Genomic DNA, 20802 nt, shown 5'->3' with positions numbered 1-20802 from the left:
TTTCTAAACTTTTTTCTTTATAAACTAGCCTACACAACTCAATTGACTTTGTAAAGATTTTTCTTTATTTTGTATATATATCTATAAAAAATCTGTATTCAAACTTTTATCGGTGTGGATAAACCCACAAGTGCATTTTTCTTGATGTAAAACACATTAATGACGAGTGTTACATGGCAAAAAAAAACAACAAAAAATCGACTGCAGTCCGGACTAGACGTGCAATTATTAACTTGCTTAAACAAGAAGGAGAGATGGATTCGCAGGAGTTAGCTTCTCGTTTAAATGTTTCGGCGATGGCTGTACGTCAACATTTGTACGCTCTGCAAGATGAAAAGTTAGTTACTTACAAAGAAGAATCTAGGGCGATGGGGCGTCCTGCAAAACTTTGGCAATTAACTGCTGCTGCAAATCGCTTTTTTCCTGATGGATACGCCGAATTAACATTGAGTCTAATTAACTCCGTCACAGAAGCGTTTGGAAAAGCTGGTTTAGATCGACTTTTAGAAATTAAAGCACGACAGCAAACAGATAATTATCAAGAATACTTAGCAGGATTAGATACCCTAGGAGAAAGATTAGAAGCTTTAGCAGAAATTCGTACTCAAGAGGGCTATATGGCTCTAGTTCAACCTCAAGAAGATGGGTCGTTTTTGTTGATTGAGAATCATTGTCCGATTTGTGCTGCTGCAACTGCTTGTGTCGGTCTGTGTATGAAGGAGCAGGAAGTTTTTCAAGCAGCTTTAGGAGAAGAATATGCGATCAAGCGAACCGAGCATATTGTTGCTGGTGCGCGTCGCTGTGCTTACAGAATTGTAAAACAATAGATTCTAGCTCAAATCTATTACCAATTACCAATTACCCATTACCCATTACCAATCACTCTGACAAAACATAATTGTCAATAATAGGTACATCAACAAATTCTTCCAGATTAAAAATTTTGAGTAAGTTAGCCCAATCTCGAGCGAGTTGCTGTGAATTTGGATTGCGAGCGCGAAGTTTTGCTAAATCGGTAACAGCATCGTACCAAAGATGATTTTTGCTATAAACAGTGTATTTACCTTGTTTAGTCGTTCGTAATTGCTTTTGCAGATTTGGAGTTATTGCGACTCTTTGTAACCACGCATCAACATAAGCATACTCTCGGGGAGTTTTTGGATCCCCACAATAAACTTGAAAATACCATTGATATTTATGATTTTCTTTGAGAGCGTATTGGGGATTTTGGGAAATGCTAATACCTATAACACCAGCCTTTTGGGGAAGTGACATTCTTTTCCTCAAAATATCGTTTCCACTGTCATCCTGCAATACAAATTCTCCAAACTTCATGGGAGTCGTTAATTGAGGAACGAACAACCAAACATTTAGGTACTGATCAATTGTTGATGCAAAAAATGATTTATTTTTCTCGCCACTTTTCCCTCCAGGAACCAAAGCAGTTATAGGTTTTTCTAAACTTGAACATTGCTTTGGATCTCTAGTTGCTCCTCCCTTACGGCGACCTGTGGGAGCACCTATATTGTCGGGTACTTGTTGGGCTAATAAATATTTTTGTGTTTTAATTTGTGGTAGAGAAATCGGTCTATCGAGGGACTTGTCGGGCGAATTTACCTTGGATATTTGTTTAGATACTTGAAGGTGAAGGTTAAATATTTGATCGATAACAGGCATATTTTCTTGGGAAATATCAGTATCTAACATTCCAGCCCAAGATAGTTCTAAATTTCCAAATAGTGCAACTGGCAAAGAAATAATATAAAACTGTTTGATTATAATTTGGAATAAATTAATCTCGGCCATTATCAAGTATCAATAGATTTCTGGATTGGAATAAAGCGATCGCTTAATAAAACTTTGAGAAGAAATGCACAGCATATCAACCCCAATGCTGGAGGTACAAGAGGAATCCATCCAGCATATATCAATATACCAAAGCATGTACTAAAAAGTAATAACAAAGTTGTTGCGGTAGCGAATAGTAGGGTAATTGGTTGCCAAATAGTAAGAGCAATAATTCCTCCTAGCAAAGACCAAAACCATATCCACAGAGCTTCAAGCCACCCAGACCACCACCATATTAAAGGTCTGTTGTCTTCAACTGCGCTGATAATCTGACTGATCATGTGGGCTTGTACAATTACATCAGATATCTCAAGTTCTTTATAAACTCCCTTAGAAATGTAAGGGGTTTGCCAGAATTGAGTAACGCTAGGAGCGGTAACACCAATCAGAACAATACGGTTTTTTAAGTCCTTAATAGAGTTAGGATTAATTTTGTCGTTAAGAATGTCTTTGAGACTGATTTGAGTCGCAATATCTTTAAAAGAAGGTAGAGAACGATAATTTATTAATATTTGATTGCCAGCTGCATCCACTCCCTGATAACCACTACTATGGGGTTTTAAACGGTTGAATATAAGTTTATCAATTTGCAAGTTACCTTGGTCGTTAAATTTAGGTTGGGGATAGCCTTGTGATGTTAGATACTCTCTTGCCATGAGGTAACTAAAAGCATACTCCGTTATACAAGGAGAATTTAAAGGAGGGTTCATAAATAAAAGTTGACGACGGAGAACCCCATCCGTATCTATTACAAAATCACTAAAACTGTGACGTTCTTTGGGAACTTCTGGTGGAGGAGATACACCATCAGGTTCGCCGTCAGCAGGGGCAGAAACTTTACATATGGCAATTAAACCTTTACCCTGATTCAACCGATTGACTAGATTGGGATAGTTTGGATCGGCTGGAAGCTCTCGGTAAATATTTAAACCAATAGATATTGGCTTATACTGTTCTAACTTTTCCAAAACCTTAGATAATGCCTGGTCTGATAAAGACCATCGCATATCCATTCCTTGTTCTATCTGATACTTGACATCTGACTCGCCCACCGTAACTATCAACAAACGTCTATCTGGCTGTTCGTATGGTCGCAATTGCATTAAATGGTCATAAGCATTTAATTCCCAAGGTTGTATAATTCCCAAGTAGCGAATACTCATTAATAGAGTGACTAAAAATATACTTACTACTAGTAAAGCCTTCAAAGCATCTTTGCCCTGACCAAATAACCGAAGTTGTTTTATTAAGTGTTTTTTATTAAATTTTATTGATGGAAATTTTTGTTTGCGGTTGTGACTGGAATTTCTTTTAGTTTGATTTATTTTAGTTTTGGGTATAGAAATCTTAGATTGATTTGTGTAATTAGAATTTGAAATCAATATATTGCTTGAAGGTGAAAATATTTTATCTTGTTCGCCTTCAGTGTGAATACCATTTGCAGACCAAATAATAGGTGCTTCGGCTGGGTTTTGACAAATTACTGGTAACCAAGTCGCACAAAGGTAATCTTTTTCGAGAACTTGTAACCTTTCTCGTGCGTAACGTACTGCTGTATATAAAGATTCTCCGTGTGAGAATGAAGCCAAAAAATACTTTAAAAATTCTTGCGCTACCTTATCTGGGACAGGCTCGCGCATGACAATAACTTGTGGAATATGTAATTCGATTAATGCTTTTGCTAAACCTAGACCATCACAAGAATTAAAAATTGCTAATTTTAACCCTCGACCGATGGCTTGCTTGAAAGCATTCTTTAACTTATCGATAGTAATAATATCTTTATTATTTATATGTATAAATCCTTGCTCTTGAGTGCCACTATGACCAGCAAAGAAAATAATATCCCAACCTTTTTGCCAGAGCTTTTCATCTAATTGGCTCAACTTTGGTTCTACCAAAAATTCGATAGTGCAACGTGACGCAGGGGCGTCATTAGTGCAAGGTGACGCGACAGCATCATATTTTGCTCGACAAGCGGGTAACTGTTCTAAGAAAAGTCTGTCTTGACTAATATCAATCCCTTCGCTGCTACCAAAAATGGCTAAAATTCTTACATCCTCTCTATAGGAATACTCGAGAATATTTTTTTGCTTTTGATAGTCATAAGAACTTATGGCAACTTCTGCTTTGGGATAGTCGTCAAAAAATTTCCAAAGATGCCAAGGAAGTCTTCGCAATAAAATATCATCTGTTTCAATGATGAAGCGAATTTCTTCGGATGGTTCTAAATGTGTGCGTAATTGTCGATCAATATTACGAAATTCTATTGAATCAAACCAAGCATTTATACTTTGTGAAATTTGATTACATAGAGAAACAATATCTACTTCGGAAATATTAGTTATGTAACCTTCTTCTATTTCCCAAGTATCATCTGTTTCGTCGATATCCTCAGTATTACGATATAACGCTAGAGGTTGATAAAAAGCTGAATACAAAGATTGCCAATTGCGATAGATTTGAGCAATTTCTGGTGCTGGTGGTAGGCTACCAGTAAATTTCATCCTATAAGCATTATTTGATTCTCCAAGTTGTAAAGTTACAACAGGAAAACCATCTTGTAAATTTCCCGCTCCCAAACTTAAAACAATTACTCTACTCATAAGAAGCAGATAAAATAATTAATCATAAAAAAAATTTGCTTTTATCTTTTGTTTTTCAACTAGATATGTTAATTTTATATTTAATATGCATTAGTATTTTACAACTTGCTTTTACAAAATAATTATTGAAACACAAATAATAATTTTAGCTAATATTTCGAGGTATTAGCTAAAAATATGCTTTCCTAATTTTGCTGGAGTTAAGATTTTTACTGTTTATTTTATCAGTATTGGATGAGTTAATGGTTAAATCAGAATCCTTTTAAGGTTTTATACTTAAATTTCGAAATTCTCTTTGACACTCACATCACCTAAAGCGACTTCAATGCTGAAACGTTTTCCTGCTTCTCCTTTAAATGGTTTTAATTGAATATAATTATCTTGAATTCTTGCTTGAACCTCTTGAAGTACCTTTCCTCCTTTAGCAAACATTCTCAATTGAAGGTTATGGGGTAAATGTTTCTTTTTACCAGTGGGGTGTAGTTGAACTAAGATGGAAAACTTATTTTCATTCACTTCAACTATATTAACCAGTAAAGCTACAGTATTTTTTCCTAGTTGTATTTCTAAATCAATTAGCTTACCTCTTCTAACCCCTTGAACTGATTTCCTGATGGTATTAAAAGCTAAGTTTGTTTCTACTTTTGTTAATTTATCTATTGTCAACCAGCCTTCGTCAAACATATTTTTAAACCATTGACTAAGTTTGGGTATTTTTTCATCTATTTCACTCATAAATGTTTTCTTCTCTTTCTTCTCTGTTGTAGTTTGAATTTCAGAGAACTCAATTGCAGATAACTCAACCGTAGAGAATGCAACTATTTCTGCGAACTGGTGACATAACAATAAGTGATTTGGTTCTGAATCAAATATTGACAAGGGAACTTGATAATAATCATTATTGGATGATTGCAGTGTTATTTGATTGCAATAATCATATAAATTATCATGATTTAAAAAACCTTTAATTACTACTTCTTCCTCTTCTTCTAATACTTCTACTAGTACATAAGAATTTGCCTTAATTGTGGATGCATTAATAAGATTCTTAGATATATTTACAACTTCATCTAATAGATGTTCTACTACAATCAAAAAATAGTTAAATTTACCAACTGATAAGTAATATCCATCTTCAGTAATTTTAAGATCTATACTTAAACTGTGTGTAGATAATTTTTCCTCTACCCAATCTTTAAATGCAACGCAAGCTAGAGAATTTAGATAATTTTCCCATTGTTTATCTTCATTATTACTTCGCAAATATATTTCTTCAGCGCAGTCAAAGTGTTCTGATTCTAAATAAATAACTTCTGGGATTAAAAGTCTGAAATCTACAGAGTCATATGTTGAAATATTTGACATTACTTTTACTCCTTAATTTTTAATTTTAGCCGCAAATTTATTAATTATTTTTTTTTAAATAAATTCGTAATTGTTGAGCATATAAACTATTCATCGTTCTATTTTTCCCGGCTCTAATCTCTTCTGCAGCTTCTTTGAAAATTTCTGTGTCAGCAAAACATTCAACTTCTATAGCTAAGTTTTTTAGATATTCTGGTGATGATAAACTCATAGGAAACTTCTTTTCCTTGACTTTATGCAAGATTTCACTAATTATTTCTTGAATCGTAAAACTACGAACATCACTTAAAAGTTTCCCTGGATTTAACACTCGCCTAGCTCTATCCCAACTTTTCATATTTAATTTGGGAGCTATTTCTCTAAGGGAAAGATTATGACAATAATATAATTTTAACCCTTGAAGATATTGATTGGCGAAGATAGCATATTTTTTACTTTTTTGGAGTTGAGATATGCGGTTATTTATTTCCTGTTTAATTGCATTTGATAAAGCTAGATTTAATTGTTTATGTAAAAAGCCCATAAATTCTTTATCTTCTTCTTCTTCAAGGTCTAAACTGGAACCTGGTAAATCAGTTCTCGCCGTGTAAATTTGAATTTCAGGATTATATATTTCCAAGGGTTCCCTGGAGTTCCAAATGTCATACTGTCTAAGTTGTATTGCTATTTGATTGAGAGAAAGAATTAAGTCTTTGGTTGTATAAATGTGAGATTCTTTATCTTTTAAATACATCAACATTTCTTGTAACTGTTCCCGTGAGGGATCTGGACATTTTCTAATTCCAGTTTGTCTTTGTTTAACTCGATCGCGACGATAAACCATATGAAATGCTTCTACTATATTGCGATCGCGTACAGATAAGTTTTCTAATTGTTTACGTCTAACTCTATTTAATAATGCCCAATCACTTAAATGTCTAAAACCAAATTCTGAGATAAAGTTTTTAATCTGGGGATTTTGTTTTGTTTGTAAATATGCCCAATTATCTAAGCTCATTCTTGATTTAGACTCCGAACGAAATGACTGTAATATCTTGGTGGAAAAAAATTGATAAGTGGGGTCTTTAAGTTCGCCATCGTTATCTATAAAAAATTGTTGTTTTGTATCTCTATCTATAAAAATTAAGCTTTTCCCATCATCGTCTAGTACAAAAGGTAAAAGGTCTCGATAGGTAAACTGTTTACCACCACTAAATAAATAATCAATTTTTTTGCAAACCTTTAAAATTGGATAAGAAATATAACATCGCAGACAAAGACCTGCTTTTGCGCGGGTGACGATATCTACAGTTTCATTTTGTCCATAAAAGTAAGATAGTAAAGTTGTTTGTAGGTCTTTACCTTGAAAAACTCCTAAATTTTTAATAAATTCCTTTGCAATAGGAACTGAATAAGATCTGTACCCCGCAGCTTCGCTCGCAGGATCTATTCGCCAAATATTCGAATACCTTGACAAGGCGCTCATATTCAATGCGCTTTCTTCAAATTTTAATTAGTTTATTTACAATTAATTGATAAATGTACAAATATTCAACTTATGCAGTTTTACGTTTGTTTTTTTTCTGATTATCCTACAAAAAATAATTTCCCAGCCAACGATTAATTTATAAAAAATAACTTATATCGCAATCCTAAATAATTCGTGTTAGCCGCATCAAATATGTTTGGATGCACCTGCGGTGTTCAGCGGAAGCTGCGTCCAAACATGTAGTGCGTCCAAACGCGTAAGCGTACCGTAGGTAAAAATAAAATACGATTGCTATACATCAATTTATTTTATTCCGTAACACTCGTCGAATACAATTGTATGCAGATGGTTTTACAATGTTCGTTATATTCTGAATATACTTACTCTTTGTTCCATAAATATTGAAACCCATATCTTCAATCAGGTTTTCTAAATAGTGAAAATTGAAGGGAGATACACAAATACCATAGGCTAAACTATTAGATAGATTTTTTTTGTTCCACCGAAAATTTATGTGCATTGCTTTGTACATTTGCGATCGCGAAGGTAAGAATAATTTACCTTTGCAATATTGGGATAACCACCAACTTCCCACCTCTGAGGTTAACTGACAAAATATGCTGGAGTTATAACCTAAAAAACCCAGATTGGGAATATCTGGGTGAATCATATGTCTATATAAATGAAAATTACCTTCCTCATCGACTATCCAGTGACGATACTTTTCCTCCAAGAAAGAGATATCTTGGCGGAATCCAGTTCCAAAAATGACAATATCGGCGGCTAAAGTTTCACCTGAATTTAGTTCTAAACCACCAGGTAAAAAATTGCTAATTTCTGCTTTTCTTGTATCTATTTTTCCTGTTTGGACATACTTATAAAAATAATCTGTAACTAAATTAGCAGTATAGTTTAGCATGCTATCCATGGATTTTCTGGGTATGAGTTTATGATTTTTGAAACCAAATTTCCATCTGATTATCATCTCTTGGATGCGCCAGAAAACCCATACCAAAGGTTTACCAAAATAATGAAGTAATTTTTCGATTCCTACAGGTCTAAGATAGAGTAACCAAATTTCTGCAAAACGAGTGAAGAAAATTTGCTGATAATGAATTATATTGAATAAATATTTTGGAATTTTCCATAAAGCACGGCGAAAAATCAGAGTACATGAAGAAGCTCTGGTAGCTGCAATGACTGAAATTTCCGTTGCAGACTTACCAAAACCAACAACAATTACTTTTTTATTATCTAAGATTGATAGGTCGTTAAGCTGGCTAGAATGAAGTATCTTTCCACCACCTGACTCAAACTCCGATCTATTTGCTAGCTTGGGAATCTTGGAAAGATTAAATACACCATTACATATCAAAACAAAATCAAAGTCATATATTTTTTTCCCGATCCGATTTTCTTTTTCATCTTTGGCGTTTACTTCTACTACCCAGATAATTTTGTTACCTATTTTTCTGTATATATTCGTGACTTCTGTTTGAAAAAAAATCCTTTCGGTCACACCAAAACTATCCGCATAGGATTGTAAATAATTCCGCATCTGCTCTGCAGTAGGAAATTCTGGATATTCTTGAGGGAAGGGATAGTCAGTAAAACAATATGTATCTCGAGGATTATGGGTTGTCAATTCTGAATAATTTCTAGAGTCTTCCCATACTCCCCCAATCTGAGACTTTTTCTCAAAAACTGTAACTTGGTACCCATCTTCAATAAATGTTTTTGCTGCAACTAAACCACTAATTCCTGCACCAATAACACATACTCTTTTTATTTCCATATGAAATTTTATATTAATGAGAAAAACTGAAAAAAGCCCCGATACTATGAGATTTGAGGATCATGACAAAATATTATTGTCCAAAATATTAGTTCCAAACTAATATTGTGAGAAACTCTGCTTAGATTATTCAATTCATTTCAAAAGTATCAGCAATTTATCTCAGCATGAAGTAAATTGTTATACAAAAATATTTTTTTAATGTTATCAGGCTCTAAACCAAAATTTAAAGTATTATCTGCTACTTTTAAATTGATCAATTAAGGTTTTATCAATTTAAGTCTCATATTAATTTGTTCTTGCATTTGTGCGCGTAGCTTTTGAGCTTGACAATAAATTTTCTTCCGTGATTTTGTTTGTGTTGTTTCCAGGGATTTGATTGCTTCTGCTTCGATCCAAGACTCAATAAAATAATGCAAACGACTTTTTGCAGCCCAAACACCCATGGAAGGGAAGAGGATAAAAATAGGTAGGAGAGGTGATAATGGTAGAAAAGGTAATTGAAGTAAGTTTTGTAACCTTTTTTGTAGCTTACTAATATTAATTGTCCAAGGATGAAGATTTTCGTTACCAATACAAATGACGGGTACAATCTTCATATGATTTTTTTGGCCAATCTGGATAAAACTTGGGTCGAATTTTTCTAACTGATAGCGTTTTCCCCATCCTTTACTTGGTCCCCTCAGACCTTCTGGAGCGTAAAGTAAAATACGATTTTGTTCTACAGCACTTTGAAAATCTTTTTTCTGGGCTTTGATTCCACCTAATACTCTGGACCATCCTGAAGGTAACCACCAAATCATCCAAGGATGTTCAAATAAAGATACACCAGCTAAAGGTTGTACGATCAATCCTTTTTTCTCAGCCAATAAATAGCCCAGTACCACAAAATCCCACGGAAAACACATTCCTGCGTGATTCATCGCGAAAATTATATTTTTACTTGTGGGTAAATTTTCTGATAGATGTAACTCTGCACGAAAATAAAATTTAACAATTGGTGCTAGTATTTCCTCTCTAAAGGCTTGCTGATACTGAGGATTGAATGCATTATCGCGTTGTTTTGGAGGACGGAAACCAAGACGCAACCAGCGTAGAAATAGTGCGATGTAAAAACCTGTAGGTATTAAAAATAGTAAATATTCAAACCAATTCCACCCATCTGGGTCTTTGTGGTAGTGTCGCCAATGACGATTGAATAAAATTAACCATCCTGGTGGATACCATACACAAAACCAGTCAAACCAGTTAAATTTATATCTTTCAAGAGATATATTTTCAACTTCTGAATTAAGTAAATTTTTGGGATGTCGATTGATTTGCATTACTATCGACTCCTGTGAATTGGATAACTATATTTTAGCTTAAGTCACTAAATTTAAAGAAATCTTAGTCTAATATTAAAATTTTGCCTGTAATCCATATGTCTAGTGATCACAGCAAATAAGTATTCAATACATTTTGTATAGAAGATTATTTAAGTCCTTATATCATTAATTCACTAGTAAATATTAAAAAACATCCCAAGCGAATTGTAAGCTGTCAAATATAGACTTTTTTGATCGTTCTGTCATGGTTGGAAGACACACGTCAACAGGAGAGTTTACTCCGAACTTATCTCGTTATCGAAACTTAGTTAACAGTTTGATGGATGTAGACTTTACTACAGATTTTGAACAACTGATGTTTGATGTGGAGTTAGGAGAAGCACCAGCAGAAATCATTGATTTCTTTAAAACTTTCCGAGATTGGTGGAATCAGTTAATAAGAGAGGCTGCAATACTTTGTGGAGAAACTGTCCATGGCTGTGAATCTACTCTACCCACTGAATTTCAAGGTTTGACCAAAGAATTAAAAGAGTCGCTTGATAATTCTCAAGTTGAAAATATCCGCGCTAGTATTATCGAGCCAATTCTAGCTAAGTACTTACACAACTTAGAAGTTTCTACTCAAAAAGGATTAGGAGTTGGACATACTCTGATGGCTCTTGTCAGTATCGATCAAAGTTAACCTAGTTTTAGGTTAAGAGTGATTTATACGTGAGTCCACAACTGTAAATTTTCTATGATGATCCCATCCATTGCGATAGGTGACGGCTCCGGATCCGTAGGTAGCGCAGCTATAGTTATAGCCTCTAGCCTCTCTCTCCCCTATGGGCTTATCGCAAAATAAATATTGCAACGATTTTGAATTCCTTTCTGTAGTGAATATTTTAATGAAAACTACTTCCTTCGTTGCTTAATACTAATAGGACTTACGCAACCGGCACATTTTTCTTGTAGGGTGCGTGACACAAGCGAGTTAACCTGAACGTATTAATGAGGCTTTGAGCGTCACGCACCACCGGTGTATTGTGACAATTGCGTAAGTCCTGACTAATTCCCAGGTAGATACTCAAAAGATAGAAATTCAAAACATTCTCACTCTCAAAATTTATCACCTTCGGCGGAAGGAAGAAGGAAGAAGGAAGAGGGAAGAATTAAGTTGAATAAAAAACAGCACGACCGTTCGCGCAGCGCGGCCTATACTTCTTCATGGAGCAAATGGGTTTAAGACCCTACCGTCTTTACGGTGTCTACAATTAGTTGGGGTCTAAAACCCCATCTAATTGAACTTCTTCCTCCTTCCTTCATATTCCTTCCTTTGTTTATCGGTTTCAAAATCTATTTAAGCCATTTTCGTAAAGCTTTCTAATTCACGTATCATGTGAATTAGAAGCTGAAATAATATAAATGGTATTGAAGTAAATATACAGTTATTTTATTTTGAAGGAGATATTATTAAACAAATAACCAAAATTAAGAAATAACTATTTTAAATATATAAGGGTGCATTACCTTCGGTTGTGATATTAGTAGTAGTGGTAGATGCAGTAACACACCTTTATATATTCAATGAAAAATACAAGCTTGCACTAATAAAAATCTTTTGAGTACCTTATTAATTGAAGTTACTTAAAGTCCAGTAATTGAGTCATTCACCCTAAATTCACAAATTTTGGGAGCTTTGAATATCTTTCTATAATTGGGTATTTCGCAAAAAATCATACCTGTATATAGCTAAAGACACACTATTGCTAACAGTAAAGCCTATTTTCTGATTTGATCGATCATTTTGCCCCATGAATTACAGCCGTGTATCCCTTTGTTACCGGAACCTTCTTGCTTTGAGTAATTTGAACGGTGTAAGTACCAGGATCCAAATCGATAATTGTATCCTGAAAGGTTTGCATACTGAATAAACGCGCTTCATTAGTTATTTTGCGTAATTCCTGACGCAATTCATTCTTGTTGGTTGCAACTAAATAAAAAATATTCATCTATCGAGAACAACTAGAGAAGAAATTGATAACAGTTCAGGAAGATAGTAACCATGACCAAAATTCATCCAATGGTCTACTCCTGACTATTTCTTCTACGCAAAAGATTAATTATTAGTACTTTAAAACACCATTATGACGCCAAAAACTACTGAGTGAGATAGCATAGGCACAAGTGGCGTCAAGGTTAATTTAAATACAATTATACTCAAGTAAACTATGGTATCTACTTCAAGTCGATTTCCGGACATTAATAATCATTGGGCGCGTCCATTTATTGAAGCCTTAGCAAAACGTGGGATTTTAACCGGGTATCCCGATGGCAGATTTCGCCCCAATAATTCTGTAACTCGTGCAGAATTCGCAGCAATTGTGACAGCGACTTTTTCCCAGGTTACCAAAAAACGAGATTACCAACCATTTAATGATGTTCCAGCTACACACTGGGCTATATCAGCAATTCAAAAGTCTTACGAAACGGTTTTTATTACTGGATATCCTGGTGGTTTATTCCGTCCTGCCTATAGAATTAAACGGATTAATGCCCTCATCTCAATTATTAGCGGTTTGGGTTGGACTACCAGGGTTGAATCGGATTTGCTTGATGCCTTACCACTGATTTATACCGATGCTGCAAATATTCCCGGATGGGCAAGAAAGGCAGCAGCAATTGCGACTCGTGCAGGTATAGTTGGTAGTTTTCCTAACACAAAACTACTTAACCCCAATTTAGCCGCCACTCGAGCAGATGTAGCTTTGTTTGTTTATCAAGCTTTGGTGTACTTAAGGGAAGCTGACAAGATTTCTTCTCCCTACTTAGTTATTCCTCCAGGCGAAGTACCTCCAATTCCTAAGCCCGACGAAGAAAAATTAACAGAACCAGAAAAAATTACCAAAAACGTACAACTTTCTCACTATCGGGAATTTCGTGGCGCGTGGATTACCACTGTGTGGAACAGTGATTGGCCTTCTAGAAGCGGACTTCCTGCTTCTCAACAACAAGCTGAATTAATTAAAATACTTGATAAACTGCAAAAATTAAATTTTAACGCGGTAATTCTTCAAGTCAGACCAGAAGGAGATGCTTTTTACATATCTAAATATGAACCTTGGAGTGCTTGGTTGACTGGCGCTCAAGGGCGAGCTCCTTCCCCATATTATGATCCCTTGGAGTTTGCGATCGCACAATGTCGCAAGCGGAATTTAGAAATACATGCTTGGTTTAACCCCTACCGCGCCAAAACATCTATGGGGGGAACGCGAAATGTTAATCCCCACATGGCAATTACTAGCCCAGAATATGTTTATCCTTGGGGTAATCAGTTATGGATGGATCCCGGCGCAAAGGTAGTACAAGACCGGGCATACAATGTCATCATGGATGTAGTAGAACGTTACGATATTGACGGCGTTCACTTGGATGATTACTTTTATCCTTATCCGATTTCCGGGAAAGATTTCCCCGATAGCAAGACCTATTCGGCTTATCGTGCCAATGGTGGTAACCTAAATTTAGGTGATTGGCGACGAGATAACGTTAATCGCATGGTTTTACGTTTATCCCAAGGGATAAAATCAGCAAAACCTCACCTTAAGTTTGGTATTAGTCCTTTCGGTATTTATCGTCCGGGACAACCTGCAGGAATTGTTGGTTTAGATGCTTATGATGTACTATATGCCGATGCGAAAAAATGGTTAGAAGAAGGTTGGGTTGATTACATAGCTCCTCAACTTTACTGGCGAATCGAGCAAACAGCCCAGAGTTATCCAACTTTACTCCAATGGTGGACTAGTATTAACCCCAAAAAACGCCATATTTATGCGGGTAATAATATTGCTCGTTTAGATGGTAAAGCTTGGAAAAATCAAGAAATTATTAAACAAATCACAATTAGCCGTACCTTAGCATCCAAATTATCTCTGGGTAATATTTTCTTTAGTAGTGATTCCATTACTCGGAACCGTGAAAGTATTGCGGAAAAATTCGAGTACGCTCTTTATGTCAACCCCGCGCTAGTTCCCAGGATGGAATGGCGAGGGGATAATACTCCTCCATTACCACCCACAGGAGTAACAGTTAATTCCCGGCGAATTAGTTGGTCTGCTGGTAATGCTGATATTCGTTCTTGGATATTGTACGAACAGGAAGAAGAACGCTGGAAACTCAAAAAAATCATGCCGGTAAGTACTACCTTTGCAGATATGCCCAGTGGTACATATGCTCTTTGTGCTGTAGACAGAATGGCTAATGAGAGTGCTGGCGTAGTTGTATCTGTCAGCTAATTATGATTTTGTTTTGGGGGTGTTGGGTGCGCGCATCCCCAATAATTTACATTTATTCAAATCATTAACCAAAACTGTAACAAATAATTCATTGGTTTAAATGTTCTTTGTTATATTTAAACTTTTTTTTATGTTTTATCTGAATAGTATTCAATTAGGACTTATTGCGATTTATCTTCATTAAGCAACTGTACTTTACTGTATATTGTTTATTTATGAGGGATAATTGTGCTTTAGGGGCAGTCCATCTATTGCAAATTGTTATTAGCTAGTGATGTAATCTTGCTTTGAGGAATTTGGGATGTCTATATTTTGTGATGCTGTTTGGGTTAGTGCTAGCCCTTCTTTGAGATGTTTGAGTATGCCTTTAATTAAAAGATTATTACGATATGCAAATATTTCAGGATGGGAATACGTTCAGTCCAAGGATGAAGCTGCTTGTATGGATACAGCAGTAGAGTTACTACATGACTATCTACAAACTAGAAAATCTCCCGTTCATCTGGTCGGTCATGGTAGTGGTGGGGCTATTGCATTGATTTTTGCTCGCCAATATCCTCAATTTGTCAAATCTTTAACTTTGCTTTCCGTTGCAACACAACCAGCAAATACTTGGCATGTAAATTATTATCAACAGCGTCAAATATACACTCTCACTAAAGCAGAAGCTTTATTCAATACTATTCAAAATATGTTTAGGGAAGAACCCATTTGTACTCTACAGAAATTAAATCCACAAAAATTAATTAATCAATTTGATCGAGATTTAGAAAATTTACCCTTGAAACACTCATTATTTAATATAGAAAAATTGCCTGTAGGCGGTGTTTCCATGCCATTAATGATATGTGGCGGTCAAGTGGATCCCATTTTAAGCTATTTAGAGTTATATAAATGGGATGAATGGTTAAAGCCTGAAGATACTGTCTGGAAATGTCCCCAAGGTAGTCACTTCTTTCATTATTTTTATCCAGATTTAGTCAGTAAAGAAATATCTATTTTTTGGAAGTTGCAGCAAAACTATACTTCAAAAAAAGATGTTGTCCAAACCTAGCTTGGAACAATTACTCCTATCCCGGTGGAAAATTACCTTATTGATTGAGAGTGGGGAGTGTGGGGAGTGTGGGAAGTGTGGGGAGAGTGGGGAGTGTGGGGAGTGTGGGGAGTGTGGGGAGAGTGGGGAGTGTGGGGAGTGTGGGGAGTGTGGGGAGAGTTTTGAATGAAGTAAATCTTAATAGGATACTTACAAAGTATAAGTTCTTAACTGCAAATCTATCTTTTTGAATTTTAAGGAATCTCTGGAAGTAAAAATCCTAGCGTTTGAAAAGAAAAGTTTATTACGTTAGATCCAGAGGAGCTTTAATCGTGGCAAAAATAGCTATTTTCTATGGTAGTACTTCCGGTGTTACCCAAGGAGTTGCGACCAAAATTCACGAACTAATTGGTGAAGAGGTATGTGACATCTACAGTATGGAAGAAGATTTCATGAGTGTTGATGAAATGCTTGAGTATGATTATTTACTCTTTGGCTGTTCTACTTGGGGCTCCGGAGAAGTGCAAAATGATTGGCGCGATCCACTCTTTGATATGGAAATGGACAAACCCGATTTTACCGGTAAAACTATTGCCTTGTTTGGAGCGGGAGATTATGTAACTCATGGTGAACAGTTTGTCAGCGCATTAGGAACTTTGTACGACCACTTCAAAAAATTAGGTGCAACTTTAGTTGGTGAATTTCCAACTGATGGTTATACCTATGAATATTCCTTTGCAGTGCGCGATGGTAAATTTGTTGGATTACCTATTGATGAAGTAAATGAGAGCGATAAAACTGACGGACGAATTGCAAGTTGGCTTAAAGTATTGAAACAGTATTTTCCAATTGCATCCTTAGAAACTGCTTAATAGTCCATTATTTAGTAGCTTTTTTAACTCAAGGCGATCGCTAATGGGTTTTATGGAGCTTGTTGAAATAAATTTTGACTTTAGGATGAATTTTCCTTTCTTATCCGTTCTTGCAAGTCAAGAACGGCTTTCAATTTCTGCATTAATTAATAATCATAAAAGTCTATTCATTATCAAAATCAAATGACACACAAGGACTGTCAATTTCCCGTGCTGCTTGAAAAGAATTACAAAAAACTACAGTAGAACACTTAACTTCTAACTCATCAGGATGAGTACATTGCACAAAACCATTATTCAATGTGTGAAAAGCACAATCATTGCATATGGTTTTCCGTTGCGATCGCTGTTTTTGATTTGAGTTTGACATAAATATTTATATTTAGATGTATATGTAGAGATATATATATAATTTTTCACACCTCAAATTCTATTATCCTATTTAGTGCCAATGCTTGTATTTGCTTGATTTATATTCATTGACTCGTTTTAATACTAGATATATCAAACGCTACTATGAAAACAGGTAAATATACACGATCTAATGGTAATATACGAATACTCACACATGAAGAAATGTATAACCATTAGATATCAATATATCAACTGCAAATAAACTATATAAGCACTGATGTTTAAGCAGGTTAGCTCAAAGATTCTTTAGAATATATCTGAATTAACCTCTAAAAACATATGTTCTTATTTGTGAGAAAATAATCCTATGTCCTCTTTACCAGTCAAAGAAACATCCATCGGCAACATTGATATTTCCCTCGAGCGTGATGTATTTTTACGTACTTTAATTAGAGAACTGTCTGGTGCTTTGCAAGAAATAGTTGGCTTGGAAGAAGCGTCTGGATTTATTGCTATAGTTGGTCAGTCAATGGGTAGACAAATAGACCAAGAATATAAATCTGCATTAAATCTATCAAATCTTTCCCGGGAACAAGTCGCTGATGTTTTGGTTGATCTAAAAAAACGAATCAAGGGTGATTTTTACATTATTGAAGAAAATGATGAAAAGATTGTTCTTGGTAATCGTACTTGTCCATTTGCAGAAAAAGTTATTGGTCGTCCTTCAATGTGTATGATGACCTCAAACGTATTTGGTTCCGTTGCTGCAGAGAACCTTGGTTACGCCAAAGTCGAGTTACAAGAAACCATTGCTTCTGGTGCTTCTGGTTGCAGAGTAGTGGTTTATTTAAAACAGACACAGGAAGCTCAGGAGGCAAAAGGTAGAGAGTACCTTAAGGGTTAAGTAAGACTTAAATGGAGTAAAGCTCCAGACAATAATGATTTAATAAAACCTGATGAACCCAGAAAATTTTCTTGAAGTTGCTAATATTTTACCAGAGCCTTTATTGCTTGTGAATGCTGAGGGAGAAATTATAGCTTCTAACAGACCTCTTGTGAGGATGTTGGGTTTGAGCAAGCAAGAATTGCAAGGTAAAATGCTTTTCGATTTAGTCACCGAGGCTGATGAAAAAGTCCTAGACTATCTAAGGGCTTGTTCGCGGACTCGGGAGATGGTTCTTGGCTCTTTAACGTTTCGTAACTCTGATGGAGAAGAATTTAGTTCTCGTTGTGAGGGAGCAGTAATTAAAGTCCGCTCTCTGGATTCTCCTGCGGTCAATCTCTTACGCTTACAAAATCGTACTTCAGCCAATAGTAATTTTCTTCTGCTCAACCAAAAAATCAAAGAGCTTACAGAGGAAACCCAATGGCGCAAACAAGCACAAGAAAATCTTTCAAGAATAAATGAAAGATTAAAACAAACCTTGGATGATTTGCAAAAAACTCAAGTTCAGTTAGTCCAAACTGAAAAAATGTCGAGTTTAGGAAAATTAGTTGCTGGTGTTGTCAACGAAATTAATCATCCAATTGACTTTATTGATGAAAATATTATTCGCACCAGTAAATGTATTCAAAAGTTATTAGAATTAGTCAAATTATACGAGCAAGAATATCCCCTACCTAGCGCCAGTATTCGAGAAAAAATTGCTGCAATCGATATTAATTTCCTTCAAGATGACCTAGGAGAAGTTTTTTATTCCATGAGAAGGGGGACTGAGCGCATAGTCGCAATAGTCAAATCTTTGCAAAATTTTTCTCGCGTAGATGAAGCCAAAATCAAAAAAGTAGATATCCATGAAAGTATTGATAATACTTTGGTAATTTTGCAACATCGTCTCAAGCCTCGAAGGGTTCAAGACAATTCCATGGAATACTTCCATCCAGGTGTGGAAGTTATTAAAGAGTACGGAAATATACCTTTGGTTTATTGTTATCCAAATCAAATAAATCAAGTATTTATCAATATCCTTAACAATGCAATTGATGCTTTAGATGAGTTAATTATTAATAACAATAAATCATCTACCAAGAATAATAAAAATAACCAGCTAGCAAATAGAAATAATCTTAATACATCGCACGTAGTCAACTATGAAGTAAAAGAAGTTATACATCCCCAAATCAGAATTAGCACTGAAGTAACTCGTAGAAATTGTTTATCAATTCAAATAATAGACAATGCTTTTGGGATGACAGACGAAATCCGTCGCCGAATATTTGATCCTTTCTTTACGACAAAACCTGTTGCTAAAGGTATTGGTATTGGTTTGTATATATGTAATCAGATAATTACAGAAAAACATGGTGGAAGATTAAGTTGCTTCTCCAAACCTAATCACGGGAGTGAGTTCTTAATTGAGATACCAATACAACCGAAGTTTTTATTTTAGAATTTTTGATTTTAGAAGTTCTTAATTTTAGGGGTTTTTGTTTTTATTATGATTCTGAGTATAAATAAGTAAAAATAAATAAGCAAAATAACTTTTATATTTACTGTTAGGTTATATTAAATTCTCCTTATCTAACATACCCTATTATATTCACCCACAGAATATTAAGTTAATTTTGCTTAAATAAATTTGCCTAAATCATTTTTTCTGGATAACTATAAATTTCCCTCGAGATTTGAGGATTATTCAGATGTAGTTGGATAAAAAGGAGAATTCATCCCAATGTTAGCTTCTTGAGTTACATTACCATCAAAAATTTTCACGCTCAGATTGCCATTAATTTTGGTAGAAAATGGGATTAAAAGTTCATTTATATAATTTTGTGCATTTTCTACAGAATCAAACTCATAAAAACCCCCAAGAGTATTGGTGTTTATCCCGCTTAACCAAGTTTTAGATTTTAATCCTGCAAATTTTTTCATTTCTAAATTGACAGAATCCCAATCTATTTGAGTAAAATCAATAGAAACTTGATACTCGGCATATACAAACACTTTATTCATCGACATTTTAGTTAAGTATTAATTTGATGGTTTTTAGTTATCAAAATTAAGTCAAAGGTTTAGAAAACAATAGAGAAAAATTGTTAGTCGGTGTATCTAGTTTATCCTTAAGGACGAGACCATTATCCTTCGCTGCTGCGGTTAAATCAGCCACATCCTTAAGACCCCAAAAAGGAACACCAGCAGAACGCAATTGTCGGTCGAATTCTTCGTTGGATGGGGAAGAAAATTCTCCATTAACCTTAAATGGTCCGTACATATATAGGAATCCACCTGGTTTGAGTAGTTTCCCAGAGCATTGCATGATTCCTTCTCCAACTTCAAACGGAGCAACTTGGAGAATATTAATGGAAATAATCACGTCAAAAAATTGCTCTGAAGGGTTCGACCAGGTCTCCTGAGAAAGAAGATCTAACTTCACAGGATCTCTCATATTCTCGATTCCTTTTTCTTGCTTCAGCTGCTTTATATTATCAAAAACATTTTCATCAAAATCCGATGGATGAAAGCACAGATGTTTAAAGTGTGGAGCAAAATACGATACATGCATACCGCTACCACTGGCGATTTCCAGAACATGACCATCACTTTTAGGAAGCTGCTCCTCCAGTACGGCTAAAATTGCATCGCGGTTACGTTTACCAGCCCATGCTACATAAGGACTAAGGGGATGAGGATCTAGCTGTGGTTTCTCTTCGTTCATTTTACTCACTTAAAAAGTATTTTGGTAGCCAAAAATTATTTTCACTTTACATTTTTCCAAGCTGGATTTGTTCAGTGAAAATAGAATGTTTTGCGTCAATCAACTAACACTAATGATAGTTGAGCTTTGGCAGTTCGAAGTAAATTTTAAGCATATAAAAAGAGAATAAAAAATCACTAATGCAGTTTTCGTTTTAACGATAT

General features: G+C 35.1%; 17 protein-coding genes. 7 read left to right on the top strand and 10 right to left on the bottom strand.

Translation table 11 applies throughout. The annotated features are described in order from the left end of the window. Positions 1-173 precede the first annotated feature (173 nt). Positions 174-827 carry a metalloregulator ArsR/SmtB family transcription factor gene (locus QNJ50_RS11000; RefSeq protein WP_300635206.1) on the top strand — a complete coding sequence of 218 codons (654 nt, stop codon included), beginning with the start codon at positions 174-176 and terminating at the stop codon, positions 825-827. 52 nt (positions 828-879) lie between these two features. Here the strand turns inward: QNJ50_RS11000 and QNJ50_RS10995 are convergent, their stop codons facing one another. The 6 genes from QNJ50_RS10995 to QNJ50_RS10970 all read right to left on the bottom strand — a co-directional run bounded on the left by QNJ50_RS10995 (position 880) and on the right by QNJ50_RS10970 (position 10407). Then, positions 880-1806 carry a DUF928 domain-containing protein gene (locus tag QNJ50_RS10995; protein WP_300635203.1) on the bottom strand — a complete coding sequence of 309 codons (927 nt, stop codon included), beginning with the start codon at positions 1804-1806 and terminating at the stop codon, positions 880-882. A gap of 2 nt (positions 1807-1808) precedes the next feature. Beyond that, entirely contained in the window at positions 1809-4454 is a 2646-nt protein-coding gene (locus QNJ50_RS10990) for a CHASE2 domain-containing protein (RefSeq protein ID WP_300635201.1), read from the bottom strand. A 276-nt stretch (positions 4455-4730) separates the two neighbouring features. Then, on the bottom strand, positions 4731-5819 hold the full coding sequence (locus tag QNJ50_RS10985) for a DUF1822 family protein (protein ID WP_300635199.1): 1089 nt from the start codon (positions 5817-5819) through the stop codon (positions 4731-4733). A gap of 40 nt (positions 5820-5859) precedes the next feature. Then, the gene (locus tag QNJ50_RS10980; RefSeq protein WP_300635197.1) at positions 5860-7284 is read right to left on the bottom strand and encodes a hypothetical protein; all 1425 of its coding nucleotides are present in this window, start codon (positions 7282-7284) and stop codon (positions 5860-5862) included. A 301-nt stretch (positions 7285-7585) separates the two neighbouring features. After that, positions 7586-9082, bottom strand: coding sequence for an NAD(P)/FAD-dependent oxidoreductase (locus QNJ50_RS10975; protein ID WP_300635194.1), 1497 nt, complete (start codon positions 9080-9082; stop codon positions 7586-7588). A gap of 260 nt (positions 9083-9342) precedes the next feature. Further along, positions 9343-10407 (bottom strand): 1-acyl-sn-glycerol-3-phosphate acyltransferase, encoded by a 1065-nt coding sequence (locus QNJ50_RS10970; protein WP_300635192.1) that lies wholly within the window; start codon positions 10405-10407, stop codon positions 9343-9345. 247 nt (positions 10408-10654) lie between these two features. On the opposite strand from QNJ50_RS10970, the gene QNJ50_RS10965 reads away from it, so the two are divergent. Beyond that, positions 10655-11092: a hypothetical protein gene (locus QNJ50_RS10965; RefSeq protein ID WP_300635190.1), complete on the top strand. Its 438-nt coding sequence runs from the start codon at positions 10655-10657 to the stop codon at positions 11090-11092. A 1099-nt stretch (positions 11093-12191) separates the two neighbouring features. On the opposite strand, the gene QNJ50_RS10960 is transcribed toward QNJ50_RS10965, so the two are convergent. After that, a complete protein-coding gene (locus QNJ50_RS10960; protein WP_300635188.1) occupies positions 12192-12401 on the bottom strand; it encodes a hypothetical protein in 210 nt (69 codons plus the stop codon). A gap of 219 nt (positions 12402-12620) precedes the next feature. Here QNJ50_RS10960 and QNJ50_RS10955 point away from each other — a divergent pair, with 219 nt between their 5' ends. The 3 genes from QNJ50_RS10955 (at position 12621) to QNJ50_RS10945 (ending at position 16589) form a co-directional block, all read left to right on the top strand. Beyond that, on the top strand, positions 12621-14684 hold the full coding sequence (locus QNJ50_RS10955; protein ID WP_300635186.1) for a family 10 glycosylhydrolase: 2064 nt from the start codon (positions 12621-12623) through the stop codon (positions 14682-14684). Positions 14685-14985: 301 nt separating this feature from the next. After that, positions 14986-15738 (top strand): alpha/beta hydrolase, encoded by a 753-nt coding sequence (locus QNJ50_RS10950; RefSeq protein WP_300635184.1) that lies wholly within the window; start codon positions 14986-14988, stop codon positions 15736-15738. Between the two features lie 311 nt (positions 15739-16049). After that, positions 16050-16589, top strand: a complete 540-nt coding sequence (locus QNJ50_RS10945; RefSeq protein WP_300635182.1) for a flavodoxin — start codon at positions 16050-16052, stop codon at positions 16587-16589. Between the two features lie 163 nt (positions 16590-16752). On the opposite strand, the gene QNJ50_RS10940 is transcribed toward QNJ50_RS10945, so the two are convergent. Then, entirely contained in the window at positions 16753-16959 is a 207-nt protein-coding gene (locus QNJ50_RS10940) for a hypothetical protein (RefSeq protein WP_300635180.1), read from the bottom strand. Positions 16960-17310: 351 nt separating this feature from the next. Between QNJ50_RS10940 and QNJ50_RS10935 the strand changes: the two genes are divergently transcribed. Both QNJ50_RS10935 and QNJ50_RS10930 read left to right on the top strand, forming a co-directional pair. Continuing rightward, positions 17311-17847, top strand: a complete 537-nt coding sequence (locus tag QNJ50_RS10935) for a methanogen output domain 1-containing protein (RefSeq protein ID WP_300635178.1) — start codon at positions 17311-17313, stop codon at positions 17845-17847. A gap of 52 nt (positions 17848-17899) precedes the next feature. Beyond that, complete coding sequence (locus QNJ50_RS10930) at positions 17900-19333, top strand: ATP-binding protein (protein ID WP_300635176.1); 1434 nt, start codon at positions 17900-17902, stop codon at positions 19331-19333. A gap of 242 nt (positions 19334-19575) precedes the next feature. Here the strand turns inward: QNJ50_RS10930 and QNJ50_RS10925 are convergent, their stop codons facing one another. Continuing rightward, positions 19576-19896 carry a hypothetical protein gene (locus QNJ50_RS10925; protein WP_300635174.1) on the bottom strand — a complete coding sequence of 107 codons (321 nt, stop codon included), beginning with the start codon at positions 19894-19896 and terminating at the stop codon, positions 19576-19578. Between the two features lie 46 nt (positions 19897-19942). Then, a complete protein-coding gene (locus tag QNJ50_RS10920) occupies positions 19943-20599 on the bottom strand; it encodes a DUF938 domain-containing protein (RefSeq protein WP_300635172.1) in 657 nt (218 codons plus the stop codon). Positions 20600-20802: the final 203 nt, after the last annotated feature.

The sequence above is a fragment of the Mastigocoleus sp. MO_188.B34 genome, assembly GCF_030065675.1.
In the GTDB taxonomy this organism is placed as follows: domain Bacteria; phylum Cyanobacteriota; class Cyanobacteriia; order Cyanobacteriales; family Nostocaceae; genus Mastigocoleus.
This window is presented reverse-complemented; position numbering and strand designations above follow the sequence as displayed.

Excerpts from the sequence above, each read along its gene's own strand:
- QNJ50_RS11000 (WP_300635206.1), top strand. The coding sequence starts at position 174 with ATGGCAAAAAAAAACAACAAAAAATCGACTGCAGTCCGGACTAGACGT.
- QNJ50_RS10995 (WP_300635203.1), bottom strand. The coding sequence starts at position 1,806 with ATGGCCGAGATTAATTTATTCCAAATTATAATCAAACAGTTTTATATT.
- QNJ50_RS10990 (WP_300635201.1), bottom strand. The coding sequence starts at position 4,454 with ATGAGTAGAGTAATTGTTTTAAGTTTGGGAGCGGGAAATTTACAAGAT.
- QNJ50_RS10985 (WP_300635199.1), bottom strand. The coding sequence starts at position 5,819 with ATGTCAAATATTTCAACATATGACTCTGTAGATTTCAGACTTTTAATC.
- QNJ50_RS10980 (WP_300635197.1), bottom strand. The coding sequence starts at position 7,284 with ATGAGCGCCTTGTCAAGGTATTCGAATATTTGGCGAATAGATCCTGCG.
- QNJ50_RS10975 (WP_300635194.1), bottom strand. The coding sequence starts at position 9,082 with ATGGAAATAAAAAGAGTATGTGTTATTGGTGCAGGAATTAGTGGTTTA.
- QNJ50_RS10970 (WP_300635192.1), bottom strand. The coding sequence starts at position 10,407 with ATGCAAATCAATCGACATCCCAAAAATTTACTTAATTCAGAAGTTGAA.
- QNJ50_RS10965 (WP_300635190.1), top strand. The coding sequence starts at position 10,655 with ATGGTTGGAAGACACACGTCAACAGGAGAGTTTACTCCGAACTTATCT.
- QNJ50_RS10960 (WP_300635188.1), bottom strand. The coding sequence starts at position 12,401 with ATGAATATTTTTTATTTAGTTGCAACCAACAAGAATGAATTGCGTCAG.
- QNJ50_RS10955 (WP_300635186.1), top strand. The coding sequence starts at position 12,621 with ATGGTATCTACTTCAAGTCGATTTCCGGACATTAATAATCATTGGGCG.
- QNJ50_RS10950 (WP_300635184.1), top strand. The coding sequence starts at position 14,986 with ATGTCTATATTTTGTGATGCTGTTTGGGTTAGTGCTAGCCCTTCTTTG.
- QNJ50_RS10940 (WP_300635180.1), bottom strand. The coding sequence starts at position 16,959 with ATGTCAAACTCAAATCAAAAACAGCGATCGCAACGGAAAACCATATGC.
- QNJ50_RS10935 (WP_300635178.1), top strand. The coding sequence starts at position 17,311 with ATGTCCTCTTTACCAGTCAAAGAAACATCCATCGGCAACATTGATATT.
- QNJ50_RS10930 (WP_300635176.1), top strand. The coding sequence starts at position 17,900 with ATGAACCCAGAAAATTTTCTTGAAGTTGCTAATATTTTACCAGAGCCT.
- QNJ50_RS10925 (WP_300635174.1), bottom strand. The coding sequence starts at position 19,896 with ATGAATAAAGTGTTTGTATATGCCGAGTATCAAGTTTCTATTGATTTT.
- QNJ50_RS10920 (WP_300635172.1), bottom strand. The coding sequence starts at position 20,599 with ATGAACGAAGAGAAACCACAGCTAGATCCTCATCCCCTTAGTCCTTAT.